The organism is Neobacillus citreus (assembly GCF_018343545.2).
In the GTDB taxonomy this organism is placed as follows: Bacteria; Bacillota; Bacilli; order Bacillales; family Cytobacillaceae; genus Neobacillus; species Neobacillus citreus.
The window spans coordinates 38,460-50,038 of sequence record NZ_JAGYPE020000024.1 but is presented as its reverse complement, the minus strand read 5'-3'; the positions used below and the strand labels follow the sequence as shown (position 1 = coordinate 50,038).

Here is an 11,579-nt window from a genome sequence, read left to right as displayed (position 1 = left end):
TAGAATTTGATGAGCTTGTTGTTTCTCTATATGCCAAAAAACGGAATTTGTATTTTTATATAAATTCAATCTAGGAAAAATTGTTCCTAAATTAGAATGATTGTTACTATTATCGAAAAAAATAACCAAGATGTAAAGAGTTTAATCTTTTTTTCATTATATAAAGAGAGCACTCATGCTTTCGAGTGCCCTCATGAAACGTTAATACTGCATTAATGTTAGTATATCATAATCATCAAGCTTGCTTCTGCCGTTTAGGTAAGTCAATTCGATGATAAAGGCGATTCCAGCCACTACACCGCCAAGCTGCTCAACCAGCTTAATCGTTGCATCAATCGTTCCGCCTGTTGCCAGCAAATCGTCCGTAATCAAGACACGCTGGCCAGGTTTTATCGCATCTTTATGAATGGTTAATACATCTGTCCCATATTCCAGTCCATAACTGACTTTAACTGTTTCGCGAGGAAGCTTTCCTTCTTTACGAACTGGAGCAAAGCCCACTCCAAGAGAATACGCAACCGGGCAGCCTATAATGAAGCCGCGCGCTTCAGGTCCAACTATAATATCGATGTCCTTATCCTTGGCATAGGCGACGATTTGGTCCGTCGCATATTTATAGGCTTCGCCATCCCCCATTAAAGGAGTAATATCTTTAAAAACAATACCTTGTTTTGGGTAATCCGGTACAATTGCCACAAACTTTGTTAAATCCATTCCTTTACTGCCTCCTCAATTACAACTGACTCACCAATAATCCCATCAAACCAGCCTTTTAATTCTTGATAGGATGAAAACAATAATTCCCTTTCAAGATCATATTGGTTCTTTTTCAATTGATAGGTTGGCGAATAAGTTAAATCGCGCTTTTGCGCTGACCGATTTAAAGTAATAAAACCATTATTTATTGTAACAAAATCCAATTCATAAAACACCTTTGACATAAAATTAATCGTTTCCTTTGACCAGCCGCGGCGCTTGGCGATATCGTCGCCATACCTTTTCAAATCAATAGGTCCATTTTTCAAAAGAAAAGCATAATACCATTTAAAATGTTCTCTTGTCGGTAAAGTGCTGAAAAAATCGCTGGATTCTTTATAAAAATAAGCGTAAATCCTACCAGGCTTATTCCCCTTTAACAATTCCGTTAAAAGCTCTTTTGAAGATGGAAAATCTGCTAGTATAATGTTACCTTCATAGCCATTAAATGCACTCGCTTCCATTGTGTCCCGGATTATAATGCTTTCCTGATGAAGGTTTGGAGCAAGTTTTTCAAGATGGGATTGATTAAAAAAGATAATCTTCCTATTTTCTGCCGGCACCGTAGCAGCAATGCTATTCAGCCGCTTTTGGCCGCGAAAATCAAACAACTGCCACGACTCTACAGCAATGTCCTGTACCATGATTTGCGGTTTACGTATATTGTTCCATTCATTAATCGATAATTCACCAATTAACGAAATTTTAGCCGATGGAGAAATCTCATCAACAATGGAACCCAAACCGAAGCCTACTCCATCAAGATTGGCGTCATTTTCACTAAGCGATAGTTTCAGATGATTTTGCTCGCTGCCGATTTTTCTAATACTGGCAACATCCACCTGATTGATTAACACCTTTGGTTTGGAGTTATCCATTCCAAATGGTGACAGCAGGTTCATTTCTTCCAAGGAGGTTAAATGAATATCCTCTAGATGAACCTCTTCATCAAGAAAGGTTACCGGAATAAAATCCTCATCCGTTAGGAGGTCATCGGCTAACTTATTTAAGCGCGCCCTTAGGATTGGTACGTCATCAATTTTCAGGGTCATTCCTGCAGCCATTGGATGTCCGCCAAAATGCGGCAGGATTTCCCTGCAAGTTGATAAATTATGAAAAAGATCGAAACCGGGAATACTTCGTGCCGAGCCCTTTGCCAGCCCTTTTTCATGGTCAAAACTTAGCACGATCGTCGGGCGGTAATATTTTTCAACCAGTCTCGAGGAGACGATACCAATGACACCGGCATTCCAGCCTTCCTTCCCAATCACCAGAACCTTACCCGCCTCAATCGGGAAATTCTTTTCAACTTCCGCAATTGCCTCTTCCGTTATTGTGTTAACGATAGATTGCCGCGTTTTATTGAGGGCATCCATCTCAGCCGCTAATTCCTCTGCCTCCATAGGGTCATCGGTAAGGAGGAGACGGACTGCCAAATCCGCATCCTCTAGCCTGCCTACGGCATTGATACGAGGGGCGAGTGTAAAACCAATGGTTTCTTCATTTATTGATTGCAAATCAACACCAGCGATTTTAAAAATGGCCTTCAAACCAATGTTCTCAGTAACCTTCAATTTTTCAAGGCCCTTTTTGGCAATCAGCCGGTTTTCGTCTTTTAAAGAGACTAAATCGGCGATTGTACCAATCACCGCAATTTCAAACAAATGCTCAGGCACTTTTCCATATAAAGCATGGGCTAATTTAAAGGCAACCCCCACACCAGCAAGTTCGCGAAACGGGTAAATGCTGTCAGGCAGCTTTGGATGAATAATCGCCAAAGCTTCCGGCAAAACAGGCCCTGGTTCATGGTGGTCCGTAATGATTAAATCCACACCCAATTCCTTTGCCACCGCCGCTTCATGAATAGCGGCAATTCCGGTATCTACGGTAATAATCAATTTTATTCCTGCTTCCGCCGCATGGCGAAATGCAGGCTCATTAGGGCCATAGCCTTCTGTAAAACGGTTTGGAATATAGAATTGGACGTCTGCCCCTAGATCTCTGAGTGTAATCATTAACACGGATGTACTACTGACACCATCCGCATCATAATCGCCAAATATAAGAATCGGTTCCTTCCGTTTGATTGCTTCACTAATTCTTTTAACGGCAATATCCATCCCTTTTAACAAATAGGGGTCGTGGAAGTCACCTTTTCCAAATAAAAAATACCGTGCAGAATCAACGGTATCTAATCCACGGTTGACAAGCAGCGAAGCCACTAGAGGTGTAATTTTCAACTCGTTTTCCAGTTTTTTCACAAGGGACGGATCTGATTCACGAACAATCCATCTCGTTTTAGACTTTAACATGTAGAAGTTCACCCCTTTAGACCTTCTTATTATACAGGAGCATGAGGTCCCTTTCAATGATGGATATATTAGCCAAAATAAAACCGCAGCATGGGCTGCGGTTTTATTTTTTATTATACTTGCGGCTGATCTGAGTATTTTCTCTTTTCTTTAACGGTTTTAATGACGCCCTTCTTTTTAAGCTCACGTGTCTTAAAGACGTACCATAATGGACCGGCGATACAAATGGATGAATATACACCAGTGAGTAAGCCGACAAACAAGGCGATCGAGAAGTTCTGGATTGACGGACTGCCGAAGATAATCATCGCAACAACCGTTACCAATACGGTAAAGACTGTATTAACAGAGCGCGTCAATGTCTGTCTGATACTTATATTCAATACTTCAGCAATATCTGCATTCGTTTTAAGACGCTTCTTCTTATGCATGTTTTCACGCATCCGGTCGAACGTAACGATTGTATCGTTAATGGAATATCCGACAATCGTTAACACGGCTGCGATGAACGTTAAGTCAACCTCCAGCCTTGTAATACTGAAGAAGGCAACCATGAAGAAGGCATCATGCAATAAGGAAACAATGGCGGAGATTGCCATCGCCCATTCAAAGCGAATCGTAACGTAAAGAATAATCCCAATCGATGCGATAATCAAGGAAATAAACGCATTTTTCGCCAGTTCTTTACCAACAGTCGGCGAAACGGTGCTGACGTTTGGCTCTGACCCGAATTTTTGCTTGAAGTCTGATTTTAACTTAGCAATTTCATCTTTGGATAAAACATCCTTAGTACGAGCGGAGGCAATTTCCTTTTTATCACCGGAAATCACAACATCATCCGGTGTAATATGATGCTTATTTAATGCCGTTTCGACTGTTTGGGTTGTTAAAGGGTTATTAGATAGGACTTCAATCCTGGTTCCCTTTGAAAAATCAATGGACAAATTCAAACGGAACACCAGCAGCAGCACTAAACCGGCGGCTAGCAAGACTCCGGAAATAATGAAGAACACCCTTCTGCCTTTAACAAAATCCAGCTTATCAAATCGTGTTGGCAAATCTAATGTATCAAAGTTTTCGGCAATATCCTTAATCGCAGACTTCTTAACAGCAAACCAGCCCGGCTTTTTATTCAAGAAACCGCTGTTTACCCAGAATCCTAAGAATAAACGGGACGCGAAAACGGCTGTCACAAAGCTTAGCAGGATACTCACCAATAACATCGTAGCAAAGCCTTTAACCGAGCTTGTACCATAGAAGAACAGCACGCCGGCGGCCAAAATCGTTGTCAGGTTGGCATCAAGAATCGATGAAAAGGAATTCTTACTTCCTGCTTGGAACGCGGATTTAATGGATTTACCAACCTTAATTTCTTCCCGTATCCTCTCATAGGTGATGATGTTGGCGTCAACAGCCATCCCCACCCCGAGGATTAAGGCGGCAATACCCGGCAGCGTCAACACTCCGTTCATCCAGTCAAAGATGAGTAAAACGAGATAAATATATAGAGATAATGTAATTGTTGCAATGAATCCAGGGAAGCGATAATACACAAGCATGAAAAGATAAATAATGGCGATACCGATAATACCGGCCAGAATTGTTTCATTTAATGCCTGCTCACCAAAACTAGCTCCGACAGATGTAGAATAAACTTCCTTCAGTTTAACAGGTAGAGCACCAGCATTTAAAAGTGAGGCTAATGTTTGTGCTTCCTCAGCAGTAAAGTTACCGACGATAGAAACAGTATTCTGGTTAAAGACTTGGTTTACTGTTGGAGCAGATAAATATTTAGGGTCTTGCTTTGCTGCTTCTGCTTTAAAGGAATCTTTTCCTTCGTTAAAATCAAGCCAAATGACTAAAACATTTGGAGACGAATTGACAATTTGCTGCGTCACTGTTTTGAACTTATCAGCGCTTTTTAACGTTAACGAAACACTTGGTTTACCATTTTCGTCAAAAGTTTGCTTCGCTCCGCCTTCTTTTAAATCAGTACCGTCCATCATTAGGCGGTCATTGGCATCACGGAAGGAAAGATTTGCTTGGGTAGACAAAATTTCCCGCGCTTGATTTTGATCTTCGACACCGGCAAGCTGAACGCGGATTCGATTTGTCCCTTCAATTTGAATGTTTGGCTCGCTGACCCCGAGGACGTTAATCCGCCTATCGAGCGCTTTAGCCGTACTGGCCAGGATATCTTTGTCAATTTTCTGGCCTTTTTTTGCCGGCTGCACCTCATATAAAACCTCAAAACCACCTTGCAGGTCCAAGCCAAGCTTAATGTTGTTCAAAATTCCTTTTGCTGTTACTCCCATCGTACTTCCTAATAACACAACTATTAGAAGGAAGGCCAAAATTCGACTGCGTTTCACCATTATGTATTGTTCCTCCTTAAATAAAACAAAAGCACCGTTTGCTTTTTCTTAGTCCAATACTGCCCAAAATCACTTCCTTCATTATGGAATATGTCAACAGCACTGTCAATTTAGAAAAAGATAGTTAAGACTATTTTAAAAGCTCTTTCCATTCCTCTTCATCTTCAAGAGAGAATTCGGCAGTTTTATATGTTTCAATCGTTGCAAAGCTGATGAAATCACTTACCTTAATGGAGAGAATATCCTGGATGATTTCGTAAAGCTTCTTTTCGTCCGTTACCTTTCTCCACTTTTTCTTGGTCAGGTATTCCCAAAGCTCTTTTTCGCTGACTGAATCATAACCCAGCAAACGAAATTCTTCCAGCTTGCTCACCATAGCAGGTTTTACTTGAGTACGAAATTGACCATAATCCATCTTCATTGCCCCCCGAAAGAAGTATTCATAAATTAAACTGCCGTATAAATGCTTGTCATGCTTTGTCCACCATATCGCATATAGATAATTGTATATGATATCGCCTATTTTGAGAAGGTGGGAAGAGTATGTCAAAGTTTTTAAAGGGGACTTTTATCCTATTAGTTGCTGGATTGATTACAAGAGTCCTTGGTTTCATTTATCGGATTGTCCTGGCGCGCAGCATTGGTGAAGAAGGCGTCGGCTTATATATGATGGCATATCCTACATTTATCCTTGTGGTGACAATTGTGCAGCTTGGGCTGCCGGTGGCGATTTCGAAAAATATTGCTGAGGCGGAGGCAAAAGGTGATCATGCCGGGATTAAAAAAATTCTTGTCGTTTCCCTTGCCACAACGATTTCGCTATCTATCATTATAACACCTGCATTATTATTGCTGGCACCTGTTTTGTCAACAACACTTTTTACCGACCCAAGAACCTATTATCCTTTGATGGCGATTGCACCGGCGGTTCCCATTATCGCTATTTCTTCCGTGTTAAGAGGATACTTCCAAGGAAGACAGAACATGCGGCCATCAGCCGTATCGCAAATTTTAGAACAGCTTGTACGGATTACCTTAATTGCCGTTATGACCAAAGCTTTTCTCCCTTACGGAGTCGAATACGCGGCTGCGGCGGCGATGGCGGCTTCCGTTTTAGGTGAGGTAGTTTCTCTTATTTACTTAATGACAACCTTTAAATTTAAAAAACGCTTTAGGCTGCGCAAGAATTTTTTCCAGTTTGTCCATAAGGGGAAACAAACCTTTAAAGATTTGATGGAGATCGCGATTCCGACAATGGGAAGCCGAATGATTGGGTCGGTTTCGTGGTTCTTTGAGCCAATTGTGGTCGTTCACAGCTTGGCAATTGCGGGTGTGATGGCGGTTGATGCGACAAAACAATACGGCGCCCTGACAGGTTATGCAATGCCGCTGTTGATGCTTCCTTCTTTTGTGACTTTCTCGCTGGCTACCTCCCTTGTGCCAGCCATCAGCGAAGCAAATTCGCAGAAAAACTATAAATTAATAGAGTACAGGCTCCAGCAGGCATTAAGATTGACTTTTTTGACAGGCGGACTTGCTGTCATCGTGCTTTATGTGTTAGCTGATCCTCTGATGCAATTGATGTATGGTTCCACAAAGGGGGCTTATTTTATCCGGCTGATGGCGCCATTCTTTTTGTTTTATTATTATCAAGGCCCGCTTCAGGCCGTCCTTCAAGCATTGAACTTAGCAAGAGCGGCAATGATTAATAGTTTAATCGGGGCGATTGTGAAAACGGCCGTCATCTTTATCCTTGCTGCCCAGCCTGCCTTCGGAATTACCGGTGCTGCGCTAGGGATTATCGTAGGCTTTGTCGCTGTTACCCTCCTTCACTTTGCGACGGTCTTAAAAAGGATTTCCTTTCCCTTTTATATCCGCGACTACTTAAAAGGATTTTTGGTAATGGGGGCATCAGGCTGGATGGGGTTCTGGCTATTTGATAACATGCTTTTATCAGAACCTTTAGCTGTGAGAGTTCTGGCCGCTTTATTCGCGATGAGTATATCCTATTGTTTGATGCTTTTATTATTAGGTCTAATTAAAAAAGATGAACTGCAAAGAATCCCATGGATTAAAAAATTTTTTATAGCAAAATAAATGAAACCTCGCCGATTGGCGGGTCCAATAGGGCGGTTCATGAGGCGTAGTTGAATTTACGCGTTAAGAAGACACGCACATTTCTTGGCGTGTCTTTTATTCTTCGTCTAATAAATCGATAAAAAACTTTCCGTTTTCATAACTGCAGAAGGAGATTTTTTTAATGTCACGATATCCCTTTTTCTTTAATTCCTGACGAAGCCAGAGATTTGTTTTGTTTATTTTTTTTAGGTTCTCCTCATCAATCGTCCCATCCATAATTAATGGAATGGTGATATCGCCATTTTTCGGCTCGTTCTGACTTCCCTTCTGTCTTTCAATTACAGACAGGCTTCCAGATGACTCTAAAATAGCAAACTCAACATCTGCAATGCTGCGAATGTCCTTCTCTCTTAATTGGGTCAATAAATCATCAAAATTATAGCGCTGCTTCCGCATTGCATCCTCGTCTACCTTCCCTCTGTTAATGATAACAGTCGGCTTTCCATCGACCATATCGCGGAACCTTTTACTTTTTAAGGAAAGAAGCGCCATTACAATTTGGATAATCATGAGCAAGAACATCGGCAAAACAGCATGAAATAATTTAACGTTTGGTCTTTCGATTGCGACAACGGCCAATTCACCAATCATGATAAAGACAACAAGATCAAGAATACTAAGTTCCCCAATTTCCCGTTTTCCCATAGAGCGAAAAATGACAAGAATAACAGCATATAAAAAAAGAGTCCTAAAAAGTATCGTTAGAAAATCTTCCACCCTATTGTCGCTCCTTTAATTGCATTCCATTATATTGTTTGCTCCTAAAGAAAAAATCATGAAAGGTATAATATCCCAGATGTGATTTTAGGAATAAACGAAAATTTAATTCTACTTTGCCGCCCTTCTGAATACGCTTGTACTAGGAAGAAAACTGTATTCCGGGCCTTCGTGAATAAAATATCCAAAATAGATTAAATTTAGCCCGGCAGGAACAAAAGGGGGAGAGAGTCATCGAATCAAAGAGCTTTGGTACAGCCATACTGTACGGATTAATTTTTATTTTCGCTTTTGCAAGCATTGCCAGCCTTATTTTTTCCTTTGTGTTAAGATTCACGTCCGCCCAGGAGTCAACACTTCAATATGTGGTAACGGCCCTATCATTTATTGGCTTGTTTGGGGGAGGGTTTCTGTCCGGGGGCAAGCGGAAAGAAAAGGGCTGGCTGATCGGCGGCGTTACTGGTCTGATTTACTCACTAATCGTCTTTTTATTTCAATACCTCGGCTATGACCGGCTGTTTTCTGCTGAGCAAGTAATCTATCATACCTGCTATACATTAATTTCAATGATGGGCGGAATTTTAGGAGTTAATATTGCAACTAATAATTCAAGAACTGCGTAAAAGAGCAAAAAAAGGAAGCTGTTATCGAAACAGCTTCCTTTCCTGTCTTATACTTGTGCTTCCTTACTTGACTCAGTCACTTCACGAATGGCAGAGCGGTCATATGTAAGACGGCTTCCATCGCCACATTTGATGACAACCTTATTTTCATCGATTGAATCGACAAAACCATGTAAGCCGCCAATCGTGACAATCTTGTCACCCTTTTTCAATTCACTTTGCATGTTCTGAACCGCCTTTTGGCGCTTCTGCTGCGGGCGAATTAACAGGAAATAAAACAAGACAAACATTAAAATTAATGGAATAATGGATCCCAGATTTCCCATACTGTTTCCCTCCTTTCAAAAAATATCTATCAGAAATTCTTCGCGTTTGGCTGATTAAACCCGTAACGCTCAAAAAATTCTTCGCGGAAATCACCAAGCCGGTCTTCCATGATGGCTTGTCTGACCTTCTCCATTAATCTTAACAGAAAATATAGATTATGGTAAGACGTTAGACGAATTCCAAACGTTTCATTACAGCGAATTAAGTGGCGGATATACGCCCTGCTGTAATTTCGGCATGTATAGCAATCACACTCAGGGTCAAGCGGGCCAAAATCTCTTGCATATTGGGCATTTTTTACAACAAGCCGGCCAGAGCTTGTCATCAGAGTCCCGTTCCGGGCAATTCTAGTCGGCAGGACGCAGTCAAACATGTCAATCCCGCGAATAGCCCCGTCGATAAGTGAGTCTGGTGAACCAACCCCCATTAAATAGCGAGGTTTATTGGCTGGCAGCAGCGGCGTGGTAAATTCAAGCACACGATTCATAACATCCTTAGGTTCGCCGACAGACAAACCGCCAACAGCATACCCTGGGAAATCCAGCGACACGAGATCCTGGGCACTCATCTTGCGCAGTTCCTCATATTCCCCGCCTTGAACAATTCCAAATAATCCTTGATCCTCAGGGCGCTGGTGGGCATTTAAGCAGCGTTCGGCCCATCTTGAAGTCCGCTCCACCGATTTTTTCATATATTCAAAGGTTGCCGGGAAGGGCGGGCATTCGTCAAAAGCCATCATGATATCCGAACCAAGGGCATTTTGAATTTCCATCGCTTTTTCCGGCGATAAAAATAATTTCTCGCCGCTAAGATGGTTGCGGAAATGAACTCCTTCTTCTTCAATTTTTCGGAATTCACTTAAACTGAACACCTGGAAGCCGCCCGAATCGGTCAAAATCGCCCGGTCCCAGTTCATAAATTTATGCAGTCCACCCGCCTCTTTAATGATTTCATGGCCGGGACGGAGCCATAGATGATAAGTATTACTTAAAATAATGCCGGCACCCATTTCTTTAAGGTCTTCCGGTGACATTGTTTTAACGGTTGCAAGCGTTCCTACCGGCATAAAGGCCGGGGTGTCGAAAGAACCATGCGGGGTGTGAACCCGGCCAAGGCGGGCCCCCGTCTGCTTACACGTTTTGATTAATTCATAGCGAATTGCAGTCAAATTGTTTTCTCCTTCCAAAAGGCGGTGTGATTAGTGCTAAGCAAAAACTTATTTAAGTGAAGAATGTATTTTTTATACCAAGCTTTGCTAAAGTAATTCATTTATGCGTCGCTCCGCCCCTTTTCCACTAAATGATAAACATCGCATCGCCAAAGCTGAAGAAGCGGTAACGTTCCTCAACGGCTGTATGATAAGCTCGCAAAATATTTTCCCGGCCAGCCAAGGCACTGACCAGCATAATTAGTGTGGATTTTGGTAAATGAAAGTTTGTAATCATGCCATCGATGGCTTTAAATTCGTAACCTGGGTAAATGAAAATACTTGTCCAGCCGCTGCCTGCCTTGAAATTGCCATCGTTTGCGGAAGCAATTGTTTCCAACGTCCGTGTTGAAGTGGTTCCGACCGTAATGATCCTGCCGCCGTTCCTTCTTACCTCATTAAGAAGCTCAGCCGTTCCTTCGGTCATTATATAAAACTCAGAATGCATGTCATGCCCTTCAACATCATCCACACTTACCGGCCTGAAGGTACCGAGACCAACATGTAAGGTGATAAAGGTAACATGGACCCCTTTTGCTTTAATCTTTTCCAGCAGTTCTTCCGTGAAATGGAGGCCGGCCGTCGGCGCCGCTGCCGACCCCGGTTCGCGGGCATAGACTGTCTGATAGCGATCGCGGTCTTCCAACTGCTCTTTTATGTATGGCGGAAGCGGCATTTCGCCGAGCTGGTCGAGCACCTCGTAAAAAATTCCCTCGTAGCTAAATTCCAAAATACGTCCGCCATGGTCCGAAGTTCCAGTGCAAACAGCTTTTAAAAGACCATCGCCGAACTCGATTTCGGTCCCTTCCTTCACACGTTTTGCAGGCTTTACTAAGGTCTCCCATCGGTCACCTTCGGTCTGCTTTAGGAGAAGCACTTCAATTTTGGCGCCAGTATCATTTTTGACACCAAAAAGGCGTGCAGGAAGTACCTTGGTATCATTAAGGACAAGGCAGTCTCCCTCACGCAAGTATTCGGTAATATTTTTAAACACTTCATGCTTTATGTCGCCTGTTTCTTTATTTAGGACCATTAATCGGCTATCCGTCCTGTTTTTAAGCGGTACCTGCGCGATTAATTCCTCAGGCAAATGGAAATCAAAAATATCAACTTTCATATTTAA

At 42.2% G+C, this 11,579-nt stretch carries 10 protein-coding genes; 2 read left to right on the top strand and 8 right to left on the bottom strand.

From position 1 onward, the window contains the following. Positions 1–201: 201 nt before the first annotated feature. The 4 genes from KHB02_RS14510 to KHB02_RS14495 all read right to left on the bottom strand — a co-directional run bounded on the left by KHB02_RS14510 (position 202) and on the right by KHB02_RS14495 (position 5,858). A complete protein-coding gene (locus KHB02_RS14510; RefSeq protein WP_213120050.1) occupies positions 202–714 on the bottom strand; it encodes an adenine phosphoribosyltransferase in 513 nt (170 codons plus the stop codon). Then, on the bottom strand, positions 705–3,068 hold the full coding sequence (recJ, locus tag KHB02_RS14505; protein WP_213144741.1) for a single-stranded-DNA-specific exonuclease RecJ: 2,364 nt from the start codon (positions 3,066–3,068) through the stop codon (positions 705–707). The genes KHB02_RS14510 and recJ overlap by 10 nt, the downstream gene beginning before the upstream one ends. Positions 3,069–3,181: 113 nt before the next feature. Next, positions 3,182–5,443 (bottom strand): protein translocase subunit SecDF, encoded by a 2,262-nt coding sequence (secDF, locus tag KHB02_RS14500; protein WP_213144740.1) that lies wholly within the window; start codon positions 5,441–5,443, stop codon positions 3,182–3,184. A 130-nt stretch (positions 5,444–5,573) separates the two neighbouring features. Continuing rightward, positions 5,574–5,858: a post-transcriptional regulator gene (locus tag KHB02_RS14495; RefSeq protein ID WP_338088291.1), complete on the bottom strand. Its 285-nt coding sequence runs from the start codon at positions 5,856–5,858 to the stop codon at positions 5,574–5,576. 128 nt (positions 5,859–5,986) lie between these two features. Between KHB02_RS14495 and spoVB the strand changes: the two genes are divergently transcribed. After that, the gene (spoVB, locus tag KHB02_RS14490) at positions 5,987–7,540 is read left to right on the top strand and encodes a stage V sporulation protein B (RefSeq protein ID WP_213144738.1); all 1,554 of its coding nucleotides are present in this window, start codon (positions 5,987–5,989) and stop codon (positions 7,538–7,540) included. A 96-nt stretch (positions 7,541–7,636) separates the two neighbouring features. Here spoVB and KHB02_RS14485 read toward each other — a convergent pair whose 3' ends face one another. Continuing rightward, a complete protein-coding gene (locus KHB02_RS14485; protein WP_213144737.1) occupies positions 7,637–8,299 on the bottom strand; it encodes a DUF421 domain-containing protein in 663 nt (220 codons plus the stop codon). A gap of 182 nt (positions 8,300–8,481) precedes the next feature. On the opposite strand from KHB02_RS14485, the gene KHB02_RS14480 reads away from it, so the two are divergent. Beyond that, a complete protein-coding gene (locus KHB02_RS14480) occupies positions 8,482–8,922 on the top strand; it encodes a TIGR04086 family membrane protein (protein ID WP_338088292.1) in 441 nt (146 codons plus the stop codon). 47 nt (positions 8,923–8,969) lie between these two features. On the opposite strand, the gene yajC is transcribed toward KHB02_RS14480, so the two are convergent. The 3 genes from yajC to queA all read right to left on the bottom strand — a co-directional run bounded on the left by yajC (position 8,970) and on the right by queA (position 11,573). Next, positions 8,970–9,248 carry a preprotein translocase subunit YajC gene (gene yajC / locus KHB02_RS14475; RefSeq protein WP_213144736.1) on the bottom strand — a complete coding sequence of 93 codons (279 nt, stop codon included), beginning with the start codon at positions 9,246–9,248 and terminating at the stop codon, positions 8,970–8,972. Between the two features lie 29 nt (positions 9,249–9,277). Further along, the gene (tgt, locus tag KHB02_RS14470; RefSeq protein WP_213144735.1) at positions 9,278–10,417 is read right to left on the bottom strand and encodes a tRNA guanosine(34) transglycosylase Tgt; all 1,140 of its coding nucleotides are present in this window, start codon (positions 10,415–10,417) and stop codon (positions 9,278–9,280) included. Between the two features lie 127 nt (positions 10,418–10,544). Then, entirely contained in the window at positions 10,545–11,573 is a 1,029-nt protein-coding gene (queA, locus tag KHB02_RS14465; RefSeq protein WP_213144734.1) for a tRNA preQ1(34) S-adenosylmethionine ribosyltransferase-isomerase QueA, read from the bottom strand. Positions 11,574–11,579 lie beyond the last annotated feature (6 nt).